Here is a 20,631-nt window from a genome sequence, read left to right on the forward strand (position 1 = left end):
GAACTTGGATCGAACGCGCATCGCGGGTGTGCGCATGAGCTGAACGCGGCGCGGTGGCGGATGGCGTCGAATTTCGTGCAGTGCTTTCAGGGTAGGAGCGGCGCGAGCCGCGACCGCGTCACCTCCAGACACGACGCGACTGCAAGCCCCGTGGCGCGGCTCACGCCGCTCCTACAGATGAAACGTAAGACGCGAAGCGCGGCCCGCAGGCGGGCCGCGCCTCTCACGTCGTTTCAGACTTACTTCGTGGGCTCAGAACTGCAAGGCCCAACGGTCGATCTTGCCGACGTCCTGCGCGGCGTTATCGTTGACGCGCAGCTTCCACACACCGTTGGCGAGCTCGCTGACGGGCACGGTATAGACCTTGTTGATGTTGTCGGCACTGCCGCCGGTGCGGTTGTGCAGGTTGTAGAGAGTGCCGTCGGGCGCGACCAGGTCGACCTTCAGATCGCCTTGGTAGGTGTGCACGATCGCCACCTCGACTCTCACCGACAACACGGTGCCACTGATGCCGCTGACCGTGACCGGGCTGTCGACGGTGGCGTTGTCGTTGATCGCATAGTCGGTGGTGTTCTCGAAACGCGGCGCCGGGGTACCGCCACCGTCGTCGCCGTCCGGCACCACGCCGCCGAAGTGGGTCGACACCTGCGGCCAGATCAAGGAGAACTTCGCGCCCGAGTTCAGGCAGCCGCCGAAGTGATGCAGGGCGATGGCCTTGCGCGTGGAGCGCGCGATCACCGGCGAGCCCGAGCTGCCGCCTTCGGTGTCGCAGTAATAACCGATGTCGGTATTCGTGCCGTTGCCGTTGACGTTGGCCGAATCGACGCGGCAGCTGCCGCCGCCGTTGCGGTCGTCGACGACGCTGAGTTCCTTCAGGCGTCCGCCCGGGTGGCCGGAAATGAACAAGCCTTCGCCCGCGGTCGCCGCGCGCACGTCCAGACCGAGATAACCGAAGCTGGAGATGGTCGCGAAGTTCTTGACCGTGAACAGCGTGTAGTCGAGCGTGGCGTCGGTGCGCAGCATCTGGTCGCCGGCGACCTTGGTCACCGTGCCCTGCGCGCCGCCGCAACTGCTGAGCTGATAGTTGAACCAGAACTCGGCGCCAGCCACCGCCGCGGCGGTGTTGATGCAGTGGTTGTTGGTGAACATGCGGTTGTCGGGACCGACGCGCCACGCGGTGCACAGGCTGCCGCCGCTGCTGAGCATGCGCGCGACCGGGCGCGAACGATCGAAGGCGGCGGCGTCGCTGCTGGCATAACAGGCCGCGGCCTTCTTGTCGTCGACGCCGCAGATCGACTTGGTGCCGACCTGGCCGCCGAGCAGGCTGGCGTCCTGCAATTCGCCGAGCATCGCTTCGGGATAGCCTTCCAGATAACGCGTCACCACCACGCCGTGTCCGGAATTCCACGGCTCGCGCGGCGTGCCGACCAGGCGCAACACCGCGACCGGGCCGCCGATCGACATCGCCGAGAAGCTCAGGCGGCCGTCCTGGCCGAGGTCCTTGGCGACGGTGTAACGGTCGCGCTGGGTGTTGCCGTAGCGATAGACCTCGCGGCCGTCGGGGCTGGCGACTTCGAGCATCACGCCTTCGGGCAGCGACAAGCGCTCGAAATGCACCTTGATGAAGGCGGCGTCGGGCGTACGGATCTCGACTGGCTCGAATGCGGCCTTGCCGCCGGCGCCGAGGCGCAGATCGGTGCTGCGCTGCTCGGCGATCTTGAGCGGTGCCGGCGCGGGATCGGCGGCGACGGCTTCGGGGGCAAAGGACAAGGCCAGGCCCGAAGTCAGGGCGATGGCGAGCAGCGTGGGCGCGAAGAATTTCGTGGTTCCGGACTTCATTGCGGTTTCCCTCCTGGAGCGGCGATGGCGCACAAAGCAGTCGCAACGGCGGTCGGCCGCCGTGCGGACGGCGGCGCAGCGTCGCGGTGCAGACGCCGGGGGTGATGAGTCGGAGCGCACGGCGACGGGCCGGCGCCGCAGCACGCTCTCAGATCGCCCCGGCCGAAACCGTGATCGCAGTGGTTCCCTCCGCGCCCGTATCGCCAAATCTTGACCGCGGCCTCAGCGCGAGCGTGCCGGCGGCCCAGCGCCGGTTCCCGCCGGCCTGGCCCGACCCGCGGCCAAAGTCGAAGCCCGGCGCCGGTCCGGCCCGCGCGCCCAGGCCGTACACTCGTCCGACTTCACCGATTCCGAACCCGCGCCCTTGATCCCAGGCTGGATTCTGCTGCTGGTATCGGCCGGCTACGTCGGCCTGCTGTTCGCGGTCGCCTATTACGGCGACCAGCGCGAACGCACGCCGCGCGCGCGCTGGCTGCGCACCGCGGTGTACTCGCTCGCGCTCGCCGTCTATTGCTCGTCGTGGACTTTCTACGGCGCGGTCGGCACCGCCGCGCGCACCGGCCTGGGCTTCCTGCCGATCTATCTCGGCCCGCTGCTGATGCTGGCGTTCGGCTGGCGCATCCTCGAACGCCTGGTGCTGATCTCCGGCGAGCACCGGATCGTCTCGATCGCCGACTTCCTGTCCTCGCGCTACGGCCGCGCACCGGGCCTGGCCGCCCTGGTCGCCGCGGTCGCGCTGACCGCTGCGGTGCCCTACGTCGCCCTGCAGTTCAAGGCGGTGGCGATGAGCGTGGAAGTGCTGGCCGGGGTGCCGTCCGACGGCGGCCTGCTCGCCGACCCGGCGTTCTACGTGGCGATGATGCTGGCGGTGTTCGCGATCCTGTTCGGCACGCGCCAGATCGACGCCACCGAACACCATCACGGCATGGTGCTCGCGGTCGCGCTGGAGTCGCTGGTCAAGCTGATCGCCTTCATCGCCATCGGCGTGTTCGCCCTGCTGCACCTGCCCGGCCTCGGCAATTTCCCGCAGCGCATCCAGCAGGCCGCGCAGGTGGTGATCCAGCCCGGTCTGCCGGCCGGGTTCGTCACCCAGACCCTGCTCGCCTTCACCGCGATCATCTGCCTGCCGCGCCAGTTCCACGTCGCCGTGGTCGAGTGCCAGGACCCGAACGATCTGCGTGCGGCGCGCTGGCTGTTCGGCGGTTATCTGGCGCTGATCACCGTGCTGGTGGTGCCTATCACCCTGACCGGCCAGGCCGTGCTCGCCGGCAGCGGCATCTCGCCCGACACCTACGTGCTCGCGCTGCCGCTGCAGTTCGACCAGCAGGCGCTGGCGTTGATGGTCTACATCGGCGGCTTCTCCGCCGCGACCGGCATGGTCATCGTCTCCAGCGTCGCGCTGTCGACCATGGTCAGCAACGACCTGGTGGTGCCGCTGCTGCTGCGCAGCGGCGCCTTGAACGAAAGCCAGGGCATCGACCGCCAGGTGTTGTGGGTGCGACGCATCACCATCGTCATGCTGGCGCTGATGGCCTACGCGTATCACCGCGGCTCGCTCGGCGCGAACGGCTTGGCCCAACACGGCCTGCTCGCCTTCGCCGCGGTCGCGCAATTCGCCCCGGCGCTGATCGGCGGTCTGTATTGGCGCGGCGCCAGCCGTTCGGGCGCCTTCTCGGGCCTGTTCGCCGGCACCGTGCTGTGGATCTACACCCTGCTGTTGCCGGCACTCGCGCGCGGCGGCTGGATCGCCGACGGTTGGCTCGCGACCGGCCCGCTCGACATCGTCTGGCTGCGCCCGGAGCAACTGTTCGGCCTGGTCGGTTGGGACCCGCTGACCCACGGCACCTTCTGGTCGCTGCTGTTCAACATCGGCGCCTTCCTGTTCATCTCGGTGCGGCAACGTCCGCGCTTGCAGGACCAGTTGCTCGCCGCACCCTTCCTCGATCCCTACGTGCGCCGCCCCGCGCTCGGCCCCGGCGGCTGGGCCGGCAGCGTGCGCAGCGGCGAACTGCTCACCCTGGCCGAACGCATCGTCGGCGAACGCCATGCGCGCCGCGCCTTCGAGGACTACGCCCACCAGCAAGGCCGCGAATGGCAGCCGCTGCAACCGGCCGACCGCGCCCTGGCCCAGTTCACCGAACGCCTACTCGCCTCGGCCATCGGCGCCGCCTCGGCGCGCCTCACCCTGACCAGCGCGCTGCGCGGCTCGGGCATGGAACTCGGCGAAGTGGTGGCCCTGCTCGACGAGGCCAACCAGGAGCTGCGCTTCAATCGCCAGGTGCTGTCGACCACGCTGGAGAACATCAGCCAGGGCGTCAGCGTGGTCGACCCGGAAATGCGCCTGGTCGCGTGGAACCGGCGCTATCAGGAACTGTTCGACTATCCCGACGGCATGCTCTACGTCGGCCGGCCGGTCGGCGACCTGCTGCGCTGGAACGCCGAGCGCGGCGAGATGGGCACCGGCCCGCTCGACGAACGCGCCATCGACGAACTGGTCAGCCGCCGCCTCGCCCACCTGCGCGCCGGCGCCCCGCACGTGTTCGAGCGCGTGCGCGCCAACGGCCAGGTCATCGAGATGGTCGGCCGCCCGCTGATCGGCGGCGGCTACGTCACCAGCTACAGCGACGTCACCGACTACAAGCGCGCCGAGCAAGCGCTGCGCGAAGCCAACGAGAACCTCGAACAACGGGTCGAACAACGCACCCAGGAAGCCGAATCGGCGCAGCAGTCCAAGACCCGCTTCCTCGCCGCGGTCAGCCACGACGTGTTGCAACCGCTCAACGCCGCGCGCCTGTTCACCACCGCCTTGCGCGAGAGCGACGACATCGGCGAACAGCGGCGCCTGGCCGAGCGCGTCGATGCCTCGTTGCGCGCCGCCGAAGACCTGCTCGACGGCCTGCTCGACATCTCGCGCCTGGACGCCGGCGCGCTGCGCCCCGAGCTGACCGACTTCGACGCCGGCGAACTGCTGCGCGAACTCGCCGCGCAGTACGCGCCGAGCGCGGCCGGGCGCGGCCTGGAACTGCGCGTGCGCCTGGCCCAGGCCTCGATGCCGGTGCGCAGCGATCGTCGCCTGTTGCGCCGCGCGTTGCAGAACTTCCTCGCCAACGCCCTGCGCTACACCCGCGAAGGCGGCGTGCTGATGGCCGCGCGCCTGCGCCCGCATCACGATCCCTCGCAGCCGGGCCGCATCGAACTGCAGGTCTGGGACACCGGCCCCGGCATTCCCGAGCACCACCTGGAACAGATCTTCGACGAGTTCCGCCGCTTCGATCAGCCCGGCAGCGGCGGCGAACGCGGCCTCGGCCTGGGCCTGTCGATCTGCCAGCGCATCGCCCGCACCCTCGACCACCCGCTGCGCGTGCGCTCGCAGATCCGCCGCGGCAGCGTGTTCTCGATCTTCGTGCCGCGCGGGCAGGCGCTGCACACCCAACCCGTCGTCGAACCGGCGAACTCGTCGGCGGCCGACTCGCTGTCCGGCCTGCGCGTGCTGTGCATCGACAACGACCGCGAGATCCTCGACGGCATGCGCGCCCTGCTCGACCGATGGGGCGCGACCGCGTTGCTCGCCGCGACCGTCGACGATGCGCTGGCCTTGCTCGATCAGAACCCCGACGTCGCCCTGGTCGACTACCACCTGCACGACCGGCTCGACGGCCTCGCCACCATCGATGCCCTGCGCGAACGCCTCGGCATCGCGTTGCCGGCCGCATTGCTGACCGGCGACGGCAGCGACGCGCTCAAGCTCGCCGCCCGCGAGCGCGGCTGCCGGGTGCTGACCAAACCGATCAAGCCGGCTTCGCTGCGCGCGTTCCTGGCGGCGCAGAAACAGGCGGCGCAGGTCAGGCTGCGGCCGCCGCCTCAGATCGCCTGACCGCCCGACACTTCGATCCGTTGCGCGTTGATCCAGCGGTTCTGCTCGGACAGCAGGTTGGCGATCATCGGCCCGATGTCCTCGGGCAAACCGACCCGGCCGAGCGCGGTCATGTCGGCGAAGTGGCGGTTGAACTCGGGCGTGTCGCGGACCGCGCCGCCGAAGAAATCGGTCTCGATCGCCCCCGGCGCCACCGTGTTGACGGCGATGCCGCGGCTGCCGAGTTCCTTCGCCAGATACACCGTCAGCACCTCGATCGCGCCCTTCGCCGCCGCATACGCCGACCAGCCCGGCGCCGAGAAACGGGTCAGGCCGGTCGACAGATTGACGATGCGGCCGCCGTCGGCGATCAGGGGCAGCAACGCCTGGGTCAGGAAGAACACGCCCTTGAAGTGGACGTCGACCAGACGGTCGAACTGCGCCTCGCTGGTCTGCTCGAACGGCGCGTTATCGCCGTGGCCGGCATTGTTGACGAGATGATCGAAGGTCTCGCGCTGCCACGTGTCCTGCAGCGCGGTCCGCAGCTTCTGCACGAACAGCGCGAACGCGGCGACCTCGCCGGTATCGAGCGGCAAGGCGATCGCCTTGCGTCCCATCGCCTCGATCTCGACGACGACGGCGGCCGCGTCTTCGGCCCGGCGTTGGTAGGTGAGCACGACATCGCCGCCCTGGCGGGCGATGTTGAGCGCGGTGTTGCGGCCGAGCCCGCGGCTGGCGCCGGTGACGAGGGCGATCTTGCTCATGGTCTGGAACCTGGGTGGAGTGAGGAGGGCGCCACTATCGGACCGGCGACTCGCCGCCGGTTGCTGGAATCTCGGCGTTGTTTGCCTGATCCTCCAGGCTGGCCCGTGCCGCCGCAGCGACGGAGTAGGCTCGCCCCGTGACCACTCTTCTCGATACCGTCGGCCATTACGCCCAGGCCCATGCCGACCCGGCCGGCTTGGCCCGCACCCCGATCCCCGGCCTCGCCGCGATCCGCGCCACCGCACCCAGCGGCCTGCTGCACGAAATCTCGCGGCCGCTGGTTTGCCTGGTCCTGCAGGGCAGCAAGCAGGTCACGATGGGCACGCAGACTTTCGCCTTCGGCGCCGGCGACTCGTTGCTGATCGCCGCCGACGTGCCGACGGTCAGCCAGATCACCCAGGCCAGCGCCGCCGCGCCTTACCTCTCCTTCGTGATGGAGCTCGATGCCGCCGTCATCGCCAACCTGGCGACGGAAATGCAGGCGGCGCCGACGGCCGAGCATTTCCCGGTGCAGATCGAGCCGACCGACAGCGAAGTCGCCGATGCGGCGCTGCGCCTGATGCGCCTGCTCGACCGCCCCGCCGCGATGCCGGTGCTGCAAACCCAATTGCTGCGCGAACTGCACTACTGGCTGCTGCTCGGCCGGCACGGCGCCGCGATCCGCCGCCTGGGCTGGCCCAACAGCAACGCCCAACGCGTCGCGCGGGCGGTGACCGTGCTGCGCGCCGAATTCGCCCAACCGCTGCCGGTCGAACGTCTCGCCGCGGCCGCCGGCATGAGCGCCTCGTCGTTCTACCAACACTTCCGCGAGGTGACCTCGCTGTCGCCGCTGCAATTCCAGAAACAGCTGCGCCTGATCGAAGCCCGGCGACTGATGCTGTCGGAAGGCGTCAGCGCGAGCAGCGCCGCGTTCGCGGTCGGCTACGAAAGCGTCCCGCAGTTCACCCGCGAATACGGCCGCGTATTCGGCCTGCCGCCGGTGCGGGACACGCAGTCGGCGAAGAATAAGGCGCGGACGCTGCAGTGAGTTGCGGCGCGTCTGCGTTGTGCGGGCTATTTGCCCGACCTTCGTTCTGGCCTTTCGTCCTGCCCTATCGCCGTCGTCTTAGTTCCTGCGACAGGGCGATGATCTAGTGCGAAGTCACCGGGACCTTATCGCCGAGAGCCGATGGCGCAGCACCTGCGGTCGTCGGAGAATGTCCCTCCACCCTCCGAGCATCATCGACGTCCGCCATGACCGCATCCCACATCGACCCAAAGCTCCTGTTCGCCTGGCAAGCCGCGCATTCCGTCGCCCGCGGCTCCCCGGTTCCCGTGCACGACCGCGGCGGCTTTCGTGTGGACACCCACTCGGAAAAAGAAGTGAAACGCTGGGTGTTCCCGGCACTATGCGATGGCTTGCGCGAAATCGCCGACGACATTACCGCGCCACGGCACTACTTGAAGCTGTGCGGCACCGACGAGGAACTGCGAAGCGCACTGCCCGCCCGCTGGGAGATTCAACCAGCGAACTATCTGATGACGACGTCCGTAGCCGACCTCGACACGAAGCCCCTGCCGATCGGGTACAGGATGGAGCTGCATCGTGCCGGGCCCGTCACCCGGGCCAGCGTCATCGCGCCGAATGGCGACCTGGCCGCAACCGGATGCGCGGCGGAAACCGCAGACGCCTTCATCTATGATCGAATCGAAACCGCGCAGGATCACCGCCGCAAAGGACTGGGCGTCGCGGTGATGAGCGCGCTTGGCGCCGCGAAGAGATCCCTTGCAAGCCAACCACTGTTGGTCGCGACCGAAGACGGCCGCGGCCTGTATGCGAACCTGGGCTGGACCGTGCTGGCACCGTTCGCTGCCGCGACCATTCCGGAAGGTTGAAGCTACGGGCGGGCTGATCTTGCAGTCTGGCCATGCTTGGTCCCGGTAGAAATATCGGGCTTACCGTGCCCCGCCCAGGCAAGGCCATTACCCCCTTGCAGCAAGCCCGAAACGACCGCTTCCGGCCCGTTGCGGCCACCTGTTTCCGCTAGAATTCGGGCCTTGCAGGACAAGCAAGTAGAAATCAGGGGCTTAAACACCCTTGATTGAAGACCGCCCACCTACAGACAGGGCCATCATGAATCCGATTTCCAGGCCTGACCTTCCTGGGGCGCCAGGCGGCACTTCAGTCTCATCCTGCGGCCCTTCCATTACATCTGCGCACAGCGGCTTCGCATCGGGAGAGCTGGCTTTTTCATCAGCGGCCGACCTGGCGCAGCTGATCCAGCGAAAACAAGTCAGCTCGTTCGAACTCACCCAGTACTACATCGAACGTATCGAGCAGTTCGATAAACTGTTGAATGCTGTCGTGGTGCGGGATTTCGAACGCGCACTGGAAGCGGCGAAGTCGGCCGATGCGTCTCTTGCTCGCGGACACCGATTGGGATCGCTGCACGGCGTCCCGATGACGATCAAGGAAGCCTTCGATGTTTCTGGATTGCCCACTACGTGGGGCGTGCCGGAGCAACGCGACAACCTCGCCCAGAACGACGCAACGGTTGTCGAACACCTGAAGGCAGCTGGCGCCCATTTCATGGGGAAAACGAACGTCGCGCTGCGACTCGCGGACTGGCAGAGCTACAACGACATTTACGGACCGACCAACAACCCCTGGAATAGGGAGAGGTCGCCGGGCGGATCTTCCGGCGGGTCGGCCGCCGCGCTAGCGGCCGGTTTGACCGGCCTGGAATTTGCCTCCGATATCGCCGGGTCGATACGAAATCCGTCTCACTTCTGTGGCGTGTATGGACACAAGCCCACTTATGGCATCGTTCCAACGCTTGGCCACAATCCTCTCGGCGTCGTATCTGCGCCGGATCTGAATGTCGTCGGGCCAATGGGGCGAAGCGCGGAAGATTTGGAGCTGGCTCTGGATGTCGTTGCGGGCCCTGACCGGTTCCGGTCACCGGGCTGGAGACTGGTGCTTCCACCACCGAAGGCGCGCACTTTACGCGGCTTGCGCGTTGCGATTTGGCCGAAGGAAGAGTTCGTTCCTACCTCTGTCGAGATATCGGATCGCGTGCAGCAGGTCGGAGAAATTCTGGCTCAGACGGGCGCGGTAATCTCCGATCGGGCGCGCCCTGAAATCTCTCCACGGCAAGCGCACAGCACCTATTTGAACCTGCTGGCGTCGACAGGACTGGTCAACCTTCCCGATGAATACTATTCCGTTGCTCAAGCGGCGGCTGCACAGTTCGATGCGAACGATGATTCGCCGTTAGCGGTAGTTACGCGTGCCCGCGTACTGGATCATCGAAGCTGGTCCGATCACGATGAAGCGCGCACCAACTACCGACTACGCTGGCGCGCCTTCTTCGACGATTGGGATGTGGTGATCTGCCCGATTTCCGCAACCGCGGCCTACGGACACGATCATCGGCCCAAGCTGGAAAGAGTTCTCGCGGTCGACACGGTACCGACTTCGCATTACGAGCATTACTTCTGGATAGGCCTTGCGACCCTCGCCTATTTGCCGAGCACTGCTTTTCCCTGCGGATTGTCGAACGATGGGCTGCCGATCGGCCTGCAGATCATCGGCCCGGAATATGGCGATCGGACCACCATTGAGGTGGCCCGACTGATCGCACAAGAGCTTGGCGGTTTTCAAGCACCGCCTGGTTTCGGGGCTTGACGCCCACGGCCGAGCGTCTACATTTCCCCGGAAGCGAACACTCGCAGACCCAACGCGGCACTCCGACTGGCGCTGCAGCTCGCCACGCACAACTATTCGACGAAGTCATCGGCACCGTGGCCAGACGCGACATCAATCGATAGTTTCCAACTACTTGCACTTACGCTCGCCACTGGCGACAGGGCAGAGACCGCAGCGCATACAGGGCATCGTACGATTGCTCGGGCTGGACCGGGACGAATATCGCCTGCATCAGGTTTCTGCAACCAGGATTGGATGAGGGCCGCCGCGCTAGCGACTTTCTCGAAGTTGCAGCCGGTTGCCATCGGGATCCTGGAATACCGCAACGTATCCCCACGGATACTCAAGCACTCCTGTCTCGAACTGTACGCCGCGCGAGACCAGCGCCTCGAACGCACCCCGGCAATCGCGCGTCTCGATTGTGTACGCCGCCGGAATACGGCCTTGTACCGGATGGCCCTGTCCGGGCGTTCCCGGCCACAGGACCAGCAGGAAATCCTGATCCTTCACCCCAACGGCCAGGAATCGCGGGCTATCGGGTGTCGAGTTGTCCGCAGTCGGGTTGTCAGCCCGCTTCTTGAAGCCGAGGATGTTCGTGTAGAAGTCGAGGGCTCTGTCCTGGTCGCTGACGAACACCGTTGTGTATACGATTTTTTCTAGCATTGTTCTTTCTCCTTCGTTCGCGATGGCATCGGTTTGTTTGCTCGTGCCGAGCCGTCAAAGGCGTGGCACCCATAAGACACGCGGCGAGCTAGGGATGTGACGAATCGATGGCTCGTCACATCTTCGGCGACGCCTGCCGTCACATCAGTCGTGCGTCGCGGGTCTTACATGCATGGCACCGCACAGCAGAGGAACGTGAGCGATGGATAAGCACGAATGGCTTGGGGAAAGATTCGAGGAGCAGCGGCCCCGTCTGCGGGCCGTCGCATACCGCATGCTTGGCTCGCTGAGCGAGGCCGAGGATGCTGTCCAAGAAGCTTGGCTCCGGCTCAGCGAAACAGCCTACCGAGAGGTCGACGATCTTCGCGCGTGGTTGACGACCGTCGTCGCACGCATCTCGCTGAACATTCTCCGCTCGCGCAAGACGCGAGGCGAGACCCACTTACCGGATCTGATCATCGACCGCGCCGATGGAGCGAGTCCTGAGCACGGGGTACTGCTGGCGGACGGTATCGGCCTTGCATTGCTGGTGGTGCTCGAGACCCTCGCACCGGCGGAGCGCGTTGCTTTTGTGCTGCACGACATCTTCGACATGCCATTCGAGGAAATCGCACCGATCGTCGAGCGTACCCCCGCTGCAGCTCGCCAACTTGCCAGCCGCGGACGCCGCCGGCTCCAGGCGAGGAACGCCGCTCCCGATGCCGACATGCGGCTTCAACGAAACCTTGTCGACGCCTTCATCGCGGCTGCGCAAGACGGCGACTTCCGCAGGCTTGTCGCCATCCTCGACCCGGAGGTACTTCTTCGAGCCGACGTTGCGTCCACCGAGGTACGCGGTGCGGAGCAAGTGGCTCGCCAAGCGCAGACTTTCTCGCGCCTTGGCCTGCTCAGGTGCCCGGTGCTCGTCAATGGCGCCGCAGGCCTCGTCGCCATGCTCGAAGGAAAGCCGTTCGCGATCATGGCTTTCACCGTCAGCGGCGGGAAGATTACCGAGATCAACATCGTGCGTGACCCTGAGCGGCTCAACCAACTGGATCTGACCGTCCTGGAGGGTTAGCGCGGTCGCGTGTCGCGACGACGTCCATAACTGATTCTCGATAGTCAGGAGCAGTCGATGCAGACGATTTTGATCATAGTCTTGTCCTTGCACATTCTGGCCGCGGTGCTCTGGGCCGGGGGCACCTTCGTTCTCGCGCGCCTCCACGGCGTCGGCGGTCCGCGCTTGCGCGCGCCGATGTTTGGGGCCGCGATCGTCACCATTCTCACCGGCGGCTATCTCTGGCGCGTCGTGCACGGCGCGGCCTTCGGTGGGCCGGAAACGGTTCTCGCTTTCGGCATCGCCTGCGCCCTGTTGGCCTTCACTGTGCAGGTCGGCGTCGACGTGCGTACTCGCTGGCAACTCGCGCAAGGAACGTTACCAGAAGCGGTCGCGCAGACGCGCGCGACCCTGGTCGCCCGCCTAGCTGCCGGCCTGTTGGCGATCACTGTGATTTGCATGGCGGCGGCGCGCTATGCATGAGCCCGCAGCGGCGGTCGTCCGGCTTGCCGAGCAGGCCGGCTATGGCTCGACTTCACCCTCGACGCCTGGCTAGAACGCTAACTCGAAGCGTAGATGCAGTCGCGTACATCCCTGGGCCTGGCCGCGACGAGCGACACGGCAATCCGAATGGCCGCTTTAGGCCGACGGCAACCTTGCTTGGGTGACGCACTTCTGGGACACCAGCGCGGTGGCGGCGCTGGATCGGGTGGTACTCAAGCTGCAAGCGTGGCGCATTCGCGGTTGCCTTCGATATCCGTTGCTGGCCCAAAGCCCGCCGCCCCTCCGGGTCGCAGTTCCTGCCAGCAACGAAACCCTCAGCCGGCTTGCGGCTTGGCGGCGTTGACCGCCCATTGGGCGGCGAAGGCACGCTGGTAGGCGGGCCGCGCTTCGCCGCGGGCAACGTAGGCGGCCAGGCGCGGGAATTCGTCCAGGATGCCCGACGGCCTCAATCTGAGGAGCACCGACACCATCATCAGGTCGCCCGCGCTGAACGCACCGTCCAGCCAGTCGGCATCGCCCAGACGGGTCGCAAGCTGCATCAGCCGATGGCGGATACGATCTTCGACCAGAGGCAGGCGCTCCTTGGCCCAGGGGCGGTCGCCTTCCTGGAACTTGGCGACGACCAGGTCGAGGATCGGCGGCTCCACGGTGTTGAGCGCGGCGAACATCCAGGCGATGGCCCGCGCCCGCGCATCGGCGTCGTCCGGCAACAGACCCGGATGGCTTTGCGCGAGATGCAGGACGATCGCGCCCGTTTCGAACAGGACGAGATCGCCTTCCTCGTAGGTGGGAATCTGGCCGAAGGGATGCAGACGCAGGTGCGCGGGCTCCTTCATCGCGGCGAACGAAACCAGGCGGGTCTCATAGGGTCGGCCCACTTCTTCCAGCGCCCAACGCACGCGCGTATCGCGCGCCAGCCCCTTGCCGCCGTCGGGCGACCGTTCAAAGGCGGTAATGATGATGGTCATGGTGATGCGCTCCTGGTGAACTCCGGCTGCGGCTTGCCCGCTGCACCATTACGGCGAACGGCCGGACCGGAATTCGACCGATGTCGGCAGCATGCGCATGAGCGCGTGTCCGCTTCCGACCCAGAGCGGACACGGCTGGAGTGGACCCGATTCGGTTTCACTCGGGGCAGGCATTCCGCCCGCCGTCGCGCAGAGGATACGCCGGCAACAGGCTACCGCTTCGCGTCGCCCTGCACGCGAAGCGGTGAGTTGGAGAGCCGCCCTGCGGTGTCTACGGTTTGCGTTGACCGCTCCACGATTTGCTCACGATCATCCATTTCCCGTCGATCTTCGACAACGCAAGATAATCCAGCCCCTTCCACGCGGGATAATCCAGCGTCAATTTGACGACCGCGGCGTGTTCGGTCACATCCACGATTTCGTAGCTGCGTTTGCGCTGGGCCTCGTCGTCGGCCGGCTTGCCCTGGAATCCCTTCGCCCATTCTTCCGTGGTTTGGGTGACCACCTGGCCTCTGGAGGTCGAGTAGCCGAGCACCGCACCGTCTTTTCTGAGCACTTCGAAAGCCAGATTGGCGTCGCCGGTTTCGAAGGCGCGCATCATCTTTTTCATGGCTTGGTCCACCGCGTCATGCTCGCTGTTTCGCGCCATGACGGAGGTGGGAAGAACGAGGAGGAAAGCTAGTGCGAAAACGAACGACCGGATCGAGAGGTTCATGGTTGTCCTGAGAGGTATCGAGTGCGTGGAAGTCGTCCGACCTCGGCGACGGCGAGGCTCGGAAAGATCAGCGTTAAGATCAGTTTTTCGCCGCGCCGCGGCCTGGCTGTCGATCGGCCAGTTTGCGAAGTACCTCGACCACGGCTTCCGCCACGGGCTTCGCGGACGCGTAGTTCTGGCCTGTCACCACCCTGCCGTCGACTTCGGCGTAAGGCTGGTCGCCATCGAGCGCATGGAACGAGCCGCCGCGGGCTTCGACCGTTTTCCGGATCAGGAAAGGGAACTCCTTGAAGTAGGCAGCGCCCTGATCTTCGTGTTCTTCGGGAAAGCCGGTGATGCGTTTGCCTGCGACCAAGGCCTGGCCGTTGGAGAGCTTGAGGTTGACGATTCCAGCCGTGCCATGACAGACGGCCGAGACCACCCCGCCGTTGCGCTCGTAAACATGCATGGCGATGTTCTGCAGGACCGGATGCTCCGGCACGCCGTAGATGGCATTGCTGCCCCCGACGTAGTACACGGCGCGGTATCGGGCCGGGTCGACCTGCGCGGGTTTGGCGGTGTTCCGCAGCCCGTCCATGATGCGCCCGTCCTTCAAACGGGGCTCCATATCCTTGCTGACATAACGGTCGAGGATCGGCACCGCCCCGCCGTCGGGCGAGACGAAGTCGACGGAATAGCCCGCGGCCTGGAACGTATCCCACGCATGCACGACCTCGCCGAAGCTGATGCTGGCCGGCAGGGACGACGCCCCGTGGACCTTGCTGCTGGCGAGGATGAAGAGGATGCGCCCTTGGCTGCCACGGGCGGGCTCCGGGAGGCCGGTCTTCGCGACGGACGGGGCCCTGCCCGTTCCCTCTGTGGGCACCACCGTCGGCGAACGGTCGACGACCGCCTGACCGGTGAGGGCCTGCCCGGTGGTGAAGGCATGGGCCGCCTGGGCGCTGGAAACGCCGCCCAGCGAGGCAGACAACATGAGTATCAAGACGCATGGGATGAAGCGAGGTAGGTGCATGAGCGCAAGCTCGCGGGGAGGAGCCTGCACACTACCCAATCGCTTTCAAATCAATGTCTTGCAATATGCTTCAGGAGTGCTGGAATCGATTTTCGGAGTCGGCTTTGGTCGCGCGGAACGCCGCCGGCGTGACCCCCTCCAGCTTTTTGAATGCGCTGTGGAAGGTCGACATCGATTGGAAGCCTGCTTCTTCGGCGACGACCTCGAGCGGCTTCGGGGGGAGCTGCCGCAGCAGCGCCTTCGCCTCACCCACGCGCAGTTGCGCCAGGTACTGCTTGAAGGTGGTCTGGTTGTTGTCGTTCAGCAGCTGCGACAACCGGGTCTGCGGCACGCCGAGCCGGCGAGCCAGGCGAGGCAGCGTCAATGCGGGGTCCAGGTACAACCGCTCGCGCGTCATCAACTCGGCCAGGGCCTGCAGTTGCACGGCCGCCTCGGACTCCGGAATCCGGCGGTCTTGATAGGGCTCGATCGGGGCCTGACCGGACCGCAGGCGCAGGTAGATCAGAACGCTCGCCGCCAGGACGAAGGTAAACGACAGCGCGCCGACGATGTAGGAGGTGTAGCCGGAGGTGTAGTAGGCGATCCAGATCAACCAGATGCCGCCCACCGCCCCCAGTAGCAACGGGCCGGATGGCGTCCCCGAAAGCCGCGTGCGATGCAGGTACACCTGCACGGTGGCAAGCAGGAGGTAGCCCAGCCACGAGTAGGTGATAACCGGTGCGACGACCTGTCGCCACAGCTCGATATGGCCGGCGTAGGGCAGGAACAGGTTCACGGCGGCGGCGAGGGCCAGCAGCCCGGCGATATGCCGACGGTCGGCCCGCCCGGGGCCGGGGCTATCGCCCTGGCTCGAGCGGACCAGAAAGAACAGGCAGGGCCCGATCATGAAACAGGCGGTCAGGCCGAGTTGGAGAACGATCTTGGGAATCTCGGGCCAAAAATAGAAGGCGACCGATTTTCCGGTTCGCACGCTGACCGCCACGATCAGCAGCGATAGCCAACGCTGCGTGGGTTCGCCCTTGGCCCGCCACCACAGAAACGACGCCGCGCCGATGCCGTTGAAGGCGCCGAGCATGGCGAAGAAGAACAGGAAATGCTGGCTCAGCATGATCGGCGCATCGAAAGATCGGTTGTTGTCGAGTTGCGACCGCACGGCGACGGCGACGCGCGCTTGCGGCGAACCGGCGGGAACATGCTTAGACCACCTCGATCCGGCGCCCGGCCGCCTGCGCCTCGACGAGGGTACGCAATGGTACACACTTGCTCATGTTCTTCCGGGGGGCCGGTCTGACAAAGCACCGCGGGCCGATACCCACCGCAGAGGCCGGTTCCTGCGCCTCGTCGCCGTAGCCCCTGAGCTCGTATGTCGGCCGGTCATGCCGGTGGGTGCGAATGAGTGCTGGACGCACGAGCGTCCGGATGCGGTCGTCGAACACGGCCGGACGAAGCAAGCGGCCTGGGCCTGCTCCTGGACTCGTGTCTGAGTCCGACCGACAGGAGTGAATGCGCCAGGCAACCCGGTTCGATGTCGGTCAGGCCCGGATACTCCAGGGCCGTAGGCCGAGCCATCGGCCCAGCCTCTTCGCCGGGACACCAAAGCTTGGTACGGGGCTTCGCATCGACAGGGGCGATGTCCGCTGCTGGCCGATAGCCGACAAACCGTTTCATTCCAGCGCCCACCGCACCGACCGCAGCGGCGAACGAAAAGCCCCGCCAATCGCGGGGCTTTCGATGACGGCTAGTCCATCAGCTCAACGCTGGCTCAGACAGCGCTGGGTGCCGGGTCGGCTCACCCGCCACCCAAGGGTCAAGTTCGAAACTCACTCCTCGACTTCACCGCCAATAGCGCGCAAGTGTTGCCGGAACGTGAGCTTTCCGTGCGTATGCCGGGCGGCGAGGTACTCATCGAATCGAGACTGCTGCCGGAGTGTTGTACCCAATCGCATGCGTGCGGCCTGGCGGCGTTCGGTGTCGCGGATGGCGGCGGCCACTTCGGCCACCTCCGCAGCGCGGTTGAGCGGGATGAACAGCACGCCGTCGCCGTCGCCCAACACGAAGTCTTCGATACCGACGGTATGCTGGCCGCATGTGGCGGACGCGAGCGCATCGGCGTCCTGCGCGTCCAGACGCTGTGGCCCGACCGGCAGCGCGCCCATGCTGAAGATCGGCAGACGGATCGCCCGCAGCTCGGCCGAGTCGCGATGCAAGCCCCAGATGACGATGCCCGACAGGTTCGCGCGGCTTACCTCCAGCGTGACCAGGTCACCAACACAGGCCTCGTCCTCACGGCCGCCGTTGTCGACCACCAGGACGTCGCCCGGTGTCGCCAGACCGATCGCCTCGAGGAATACGTCGACGCTGCCGTAGTGCCGCGCCGGCCGCACACGGCCGACCAGATGCGTGTCGCCCCACAGCGGGCGCATGCCGGCCGGCGCGCAGCGCACCGGGATGCCCAGCCGCATGCAGGCATCGGCTACGTGCGGGGTGGTGAGATCGAGATAGGTGCGCTGGAGCTGTACGGATTCCATGGGGCGTTCCTTTGGGTATCGAGGATCGGTTGCGTCCGGTGCCGATCGGCATGACGGCGACGCGCGTTCGTCAACTTTTCGCTGGCAGGCAAAACAACGTCTGCTGCCCCACGGCCACGAGGGTGCGCTCGCTTCCGGCCACCGCGAATACTTCCAACTGGCATACCGTCAGAGTGCGCCCGGAGCGGATCACCGACCCGACCGCTTCCAGATGCTCGCCGCGGGCGGGTGCGACCAGATTGATCTTGTACTCGACCGTCAGCACCGAGCTTCCGGCGGGAAATACGGTGAGTCCGGCGTAACCACCGGCCGAATCGGCGATGGCGCTGCTGGCGCCGGCGTGGAAGAACCCGTCCTGCTGGGTGAGCTCATCGCGGTACGGCAGGCGGATGACCACGCGCCCTGACGAGAGCTCGGCAAGCTCGGCACCCAAGTGGGCCATCAGGCCTTGCCGGGCAAAGCTGTCGCGCACGCGCGCCGCAATATCCGAATCGACTTCGTCTGCACGCTTCGTAGGGTCGGACACGGATGCGTTCTCCTCCTTGTGACGGGACGGCTCAGCCCTTGAATTGTCCCAGAAGCAGGAATGCGGCAATCGCGACCATCGCTGCGCCGGAGATCCGCCCCACCACCTTGGCAGCCTGCGGGCGCGTGCGCAGCACCGCATGCGAGCCGTAGCCGACCATCAGGTAAACCACGCCGCAGCTGAAGATATGGATCAATCCGAGGGCAAGGATCTGCGCCGGAACGGACCACGCAGCCGAAGGATTCACGAACTGCGGCAGCAGCGCCAGGAACAGCAGGAAGACCTTGGGGTTGAGACCGCTCACGCACACGCCCTTGACCAACCAGCCCCAAGCCGAGGGGGCGTCCGCCTGCTCCGCGGTGCCCGGCATTGGCGGATTCATCAACATGCCGAAGCCGAGCCACAACAAGTAAGCCGATCCGGCCACGGTCAGTATCGTCATGGCAATGGGCATGCTCGCGATCAGCGCCCCCACGCCAGCGGCGACGATCAGGGTCGCGGCCAGGTGCCCGAGCAGCAGGCCGCCCACGGCAGGCGGGACGGCGCGATCGCGCATGCCGGCGGCGATGGTGTAGGCCCAGTCCACGCCGGGCGTGATCACGAACAATATCGATACCGCCCAGAAGGCAGCGAAGGTGCCCAGCATCATGGCCGGCCGCTCCGCGTCAGTGCCGAACCGAGGTGGTCGGCGGAGGCAGCAGTCGCCCCGGCAGCGTCGCTGCGGTTGCCCCTCGCATTTCTGTTCATCCGTACACCTCCAGGAGCGTCAGGACCATCAGAGAGAAAAACAGCCACTGGTCCACGCCAAGCGGGCAGAATACGGCGCTAGCGTTGGAATATGCTTCCAAATACTTGCTCAAATATCTCGTATATAGAGAGAATCTTCCTGATGGACAGGACAGATCGAAGAATCCTTGCTGAACTCCAGGCTGACGGGCGACTTTCGATCACGGAACTCGCCGAACGCATCGGCCTGAGCGTGTCCCCGTGCCACCGTCGGGTGCGGGCGCTGGAGGAATCCGGCGCGATCAAGGGGTACCGGGCACAACTCGATCCCGCTGCGCTTTCCCTCGAGTTCTCCGCAATCGTGTTCGTCACCCTGCGCGAGGGCGATCGCAGCGCCGTGGAGGCCTTCGAGACGGCGGTCGCGGAGGTGCCGAACGTGATCCAGGCCCAGCGTCTGTTCGGCGACCCCGACTACATCCTCCACGTCGTCGTCCGCGACCTTGCCGCATTCCAGCGGATCTACGACGCGCGTCTTTCCTCCCTGCCGGGCGTCCAACGCCTCACCTCCACGCTGGTCATGAAGAGCGTGGTCGAAGATCGAACGCTGCCCCTCTGAGGCGGCTAAAAGAAGGGCGGCCGGCGAGAGAACGCTGCCGGATTGGAAATTTCCGGTGTCCGCTGCTGGTCGATAGCGGACGAAACGGAGAGGATGGCCGAGCGACCGATTTCGGTCGTTGGGTTACCGGCCTTAACCGGGATCCGGTGGTATGGCGCGAGCGGGGTCAGGAGTTACACTCCATTCGGTGGGCGCGCCAAGACCCGAGGGGCCGTCTATCAGGTTGTTAAGCGGCATGGGGAACCACTCCAGTGCTTCGACAGTCGCCCGGCGTTTTGACTCTGACCATTCTTACGGCATGTACGACCATGCCGCTGCCTCGCATAGCGCCGCAGAGCGCCAATGAGCTGATGGGGCCCGCCGAGTTCCGGTCGTTGCCCAGTCAAGCGGCGGACTATCGCATCGCATATGGCGATGACCCGAATCAATACGCCGATTTGAGAGTGCCTTCCGCAGCGGGGCCGCATCCCGTGGTGATCCTCATCCATGGGGGCTGCTGGAAAGCGGACTACGCCACGTTGCGCGGCCTGGCACCCATGGCGGATGCACTGAAAGCCGACGGCATCGCTACCTGGAACATTGAATACCGTCGAATTCCCCAGCCGGGCAGCGGTTGGCCAGGAACCTACGCAGATGTCGGTCGGGCAACGGATCACCTTCGAGTGATCGCGCAGAGGTACCGGCTCGATCTTGACCGCGTGGTCGTGCTGGGACACTCGGCCGGTGGACACCTGGCGATGTGGGTGGCAGCTCGCTCACGCCTTCCCGTTAAGAGTCAACTCCATATTGCGGATCCGCTGCCGATCAGTGGCGTAGTCGATCTCGCAGGTGCTGGCGACATGGAGGCGTTCATCCCGGCGCAAATGACGGCTTGTCGCGACCCGAACATCGTCAGGACCCTGCTTGGAGGCGAGCCTGCCGCTGTACCGGAACGCTATGCGCAGGTATCGGCGATGAAGATGCTTCCGCTAGCGAAACGGCAGATCCTGATCTGGGGTCAACGGGATGACATGACGCCTCTTTGGTTGGGCGAGGCTTACGCGGACGCAGCGCGAAAGGCCGGTGATCCCGTAAGGCTGGAAGTGCTGCCATCGCTCGGCCATTTCGAGATCGCCGATCCAGCCTCGCTGGCGTGGCCTGTCGTGCACGACGCAATCGGATCATTGCTGAAACCGGGCAACTAGCCACGCAC

General features: G+C 65.8%; 18 protein-coding genes. 8 read left to right on the forward strand and 10 right to left on the reverse strand.

The annotated features are described in order from the left end of the window. Positions 1-252 precede the first annotated feature (252 nt). The gene (locus GLA29479_RS25590; RefSeq protein WP_057972007.1) at positions 253-1,839 is read right to left on the reverse strand and encodes a proprotein convertase P-domain-containing protein; all 1,587 of its coding nucleotides are present in this window, start codon (positions 1,837-1,839) and stop codon (positions 253-255) included. A gap of 364 nt (positions 1,840-2,203) precedes the next feature. On the opposite strand from GLA29479_RS25590, the gene GLA29479_RS14460 reads away from it, so the two are divergent. After that, complete coding sequence (locus GLA29479_RS14460) at positions 2,204-5,713, forward strand: PAS domain-containing hybrid sensor histidine kinase/response regulator (RefSeq protein WP_057972008.1); 3,510 nt, start codon at positions 2,204-2,206, stop codon at positions 5,711-5,713. Here GLA29479_RS14460 and GLA29479_RS14465 read toward each other — a convergent pair. Beyond that, positions 5,701-6,456, reverse strand: coding sequence for an SDR family NAD(P)-dependent oxidoreductase (locus GLA29479_RS14465; RefSeq protein ID WP_057972009.1), 756 nt, complete (start codon positions 6,454-6,456; stop codon positions 5,701-5,703). The two genes, GLA29479_RS14460 and GLA29479_RS14465, sit on opposite strands and share 13 nt — an antisense overlap. Before the next feature lie 137 nt (positions 6,457-6,593). Here GLA29479_RS14465 and GLA29479_RS14470 point away from each other — a divergent pair, with 137 nt between their 5' ends. The 3 genes from GLA29479_RS14470 to GLA29479_RS23755 all read left to right on the forward strand — a co-directional run bounded on the left by GLA29479_RS14470 (position 6,594) and on the right by GLA29479_RS23755 (position 10,124). Further along, positions 6,594-7,484 carry an AraC family transcriptional regulator gene (locus GLA29479_RS14470; protein ID WP_057972010.1) on the forward strand — a complete coding sequence of 297 codons (891 nt, stop codon included), beginning with the start codon at positions 6,594-6,596 and terminating at the stop codon, positions 7,482-7,484. 206 nt (positions 7,485-7,690) lie between these two features. Then, the gene (locus tag GLA29479_RS14475) at positions 7,691-8,332 is read left to right on the forward strand and encodes a GNAT family N-acetyltransferase (RefSeq protein ID WP_057972011.1); all 642 of its coding nucleotides are present in this window, start codon (positions 7,691-7,693) and stop codon (positions 8,330-8,332) included. Between the two features lie 238 nt (positions 8,333-8,570). Then, on the forward strand, positions 8,571-10,124 hold the full coding sequence (locus GLA29479_RS23755; protein ID WP_144436529.1) for an amidase: 1,554 nt from the start codon (positions 8,571-8,573) through the stop codon (positions 10,122-10,124). A gap of 291 nt (positions 10,125-10,415) precedes the next feature. Here GLA29479_RS23755 and GLA29479_RS14490 read toward each other — a convergent pair whose 3' ends face one another. After that, complete coding sequence (locus GLA29479_RS14490; protein ID WP_057972014.1) at positions 10,416-10,808, reverse strand: VOC family protein; 393 nt, start codon at positions 10,806-10,808, stop codon at positions 10,416-10,418. A 202-nt stretch (positions 10,809-11,010) separates the two neighbouring features. On the opposite strand from GLA29479_RS14490, the gene GLA29479_RS14495 reads away from it, so the two are divergent. Together GLA29479_RS14495 and GLA29479_RS14500 are read left to right on the forward strand one after the other, a co-directional pair. After that, a complete protein-coding gene (locus tag GLA29479_RS14495) occupies positions 11,011-11,865 on the forward strand; it encodes a sigma-70 family RNA polymerase sigma factor (RefSeq protein WP_057972015.1) in 855 nt (284 codons plus the stop codon). A gap of 57 nt (positions 11,866-11,922) precedes the next feature. Beyond that, the gene (locus GLA29479_RS14500; RefSeq protein ID WP_057972016.1) at positions 11,923-12,327 is read left to right on the forward strand and encodes a hypothetical protein; all 405 of its coding nucleotides are present in this window, start codon (positions 11,923-11,925) and stop codon (positions 12,325-12,327) included. A gap of 335 nt (positions 12,328-12,662) precedes the next feature. Here the strand turns inward: GLA29479_RS14500 and GLA29479_RS14505 are convergent, their stop codons facing one another. From GLA29479_RS14505 to GLA29479_RS14540, 7 genes are all read right to left on the reverse strand, one after another. Next, positions 12,663-13,316 (reverse strand): glutathione S-transferase family protein, encoded by a 654-nt coding sequence (locus GLA29479_RS14505; RefSeq protein WP_057972017.1) that lies wholly within the window; start codon positions 13,314-13,316, stop codon positions 12,663-12,665. Between the two features lie 271 nt (positions 13,317-13,587). Next, positions 13,588-14,031 carry a nuclear transport factor 2 family protein gene (locus GLA29479_RS14510; RefSeq protein WP_082638691.1) on the reverse strand — a complete coding sequence of 148 codons (444 nt, stop codon included), beginning with the start codon at positions 14,029-14,031 and terminating at the stop codon, positions 13,588-13,590. A gap of 79 nt (positions 14,032-14,110) precedes the next feature. Further along, a complete protein-coding gene (locus GLA29479_RS14515; protein WP_057972019.1) occupies positions 14,111-15,004 on the reverse strand; it encodes a type 1 glutamine amidotransferase domain-containing protein in 894 nt (297 codons plus the stop codon). Between the two features lie 109 nt (positions 15,005-15,113). After that, entirely contained in the window at positions 15,114-16,151 is a 1,038-nt protein-coding gene (locus GLA29479_RS14520; protein ID WP_144436530.1) for an AraC family transcriptional regulator, read from the reverse strand. Between the two features lie 712 nt (positions 16,152-16,863). Next, positions 16,864-17,571, reverse strand: a complete 708-nt coding sequence (locus GLA29479_RS14530) for an RraA family protein (protein ID WP_057972022.1) — start codon at positions 17,569-17,571, stop codon at positions 16,864-16,866. Positions 17,572-17,641: 70 nt separating this feature from the next. Beyond that, entirely contained in the window at positions 17,642-18,097 is a 456-nt protein-coding gene (locus GLA29479_RS24635; RefSeq protein ID WP_057972023.1) for a PaaI family thioesterase, read from the reverse strand. A gap of 31 nt (positions 18,098-18,128) precedes the next feature. Next, positions 18,129-18,746, reverse strand: coding sequence for a LysE family translocator (locus GLA29479_RS14540; RefSeq protein ID WP_057972024.1), 618 nt, complete (start codon positions 18,744-18,746; stop codon positions 18,129-18,131). Between the two features lie 240 nt (positions 18,747-18,986). On the opposite strand from GLA29479_RS14540, the gene GLA29479_RS14545 reads away from it, so the two are divergent. Next, positions 18,987-19,439, forward strand: a complete 453-nt coding sequence (locus GLA29479_RS14545) for an Lrp/AsnC family transcriptional regulator (RefSeq protein WP_057916182.1) — start codon at positions 18,987-18,989, stop codon at positions 19,437-19,439. A gap of 308 nt (positions 19,440-19,747) precedes the next feature. Then, a complete protein-coding gene (locus GLA29479_RS14550; RefSeq protein WP_248842737.1) occupies positions 19,748-20,623 on the forward strand; it encodes an alpha/beta hydrolase family protein in 876 nt (291 codons plus the stop codon). Positions 20,624-20,631 lie beyond the last annotated feature (8 nt).

This window comes from Lysobacter antibioticus (assembly GCF_001442535.1).
In the GTDB taxonomy this organism is placed as follows: Bacteria; Pseudomonadota; Gammaproteobacteria; order Xanthomonadales; family Xanthomonadaceae; genus Lysobacter; species Lysobacter antibioticus.

Coding starts and splice junctions, on each gene's coding strand:
- GLA29479_RS25590 (WP_057972007.1), bottom strand. CDS start 1,839: ATGAAGTCCGGAACCACGAAATTCTTCGCGCCCACGCTGCTCGCCATC.
- GLA29479_RS14465 (WP_057972009.1), bottom strand. CDS start 6,456: ATGAGCAAGATCGCCCTCGTCACCGGCGCCAGCCGCGGGCTCGGCCGC.
- GLA29479_RS14475 (WP_057972011.1), top strand. CDS start 7,691: ATGACCGCATCCCACATCGACCCAAAGCTCCTGTTCGCCTGGCAAGCC.
- GLA29479_RS23755 (WP_144436529.1), top strand. CDS start 8,571: ATGAATCCGATTTCCAGGCCTGACCTTCCTGGGGCGCCAGGCGGCACT.
- GLA29479_RS14490 (WP_057972014.1), bottom strand. CDS start 10,808: ATGCTAGAAAAAATCGTATACACAACGGTGTTCGTCAGCGACCAGGAC.
- GLA29479_RS14495 (WP_057972015.1), top strand. CDS start 11,011: ATGGATAAGCACGAATGGCTTGGGGAAAGATTCGAGGAGCAGCGGCCC.
- GLA29479_RS14500 (WP_057972016.1), top strand. CDS start 11,923: ATGCAGACGATTTTGATCATAGTCTTGTCCTTGCACATTCTGGCCGCG.
- GLA29479_RS14505 (WP_057972017.1), bottom strand. CDS start 13,316: ATGACCATCATCATTACCGCCTTTGAACGGTCGCCCGACGGCGGCAAG.
- GLA29479_RS14510 (WP_082638691.1), bottom strand. CDS start 14,031: ATGAACCTCTCGATCCGGTCGTTCGTTTTCGCACTAGCTTTCCTCCTC.
- GLA29479_RS14515 (WP_057972019.1), bottom strand. CDS start 15,004: ATGTTGTCTGCCTCGCTGGGCGGCGTTTCCAGCGCCCAGGCGGCCCAT.
- GLA29479_RS14520 (WP_144436530.1), bottom strand. CDS start 16,151: ATGCTGAGCCAGCATTTCCTGTTCTTCTTCGCCATGCTCGGCGCCTTC.
- GLA29479_RS14530 (WP_057972022.1), bottom strand. CDS start 17,571: ATGGAATCCGTACAGCTCCAGCGCACCTATCTCGATCTCACCACCCCG.
- GLA29479_RS14540 (WP_057972024.1), bottom strand. CDS start 18,746: ATGATGCTGGGCACCTTCGCTGCCTTCTGGGCGGTATCGATATTGTTC.
- GLA29479_RS14545 (WP_057916182.1), top strand. CDS start 18,987: ATGGACAGGACAGATCGAAGAATCCTTGCTGAACTCCAGGCTGACGGG.
- GLA29479_RS14550 (WP_248842737.1), top strand. CDS start 19,748: ATGCCGCTGCCTCGCATAGCGCCGCAGAGCGCCAATGAGCTGATGGGG.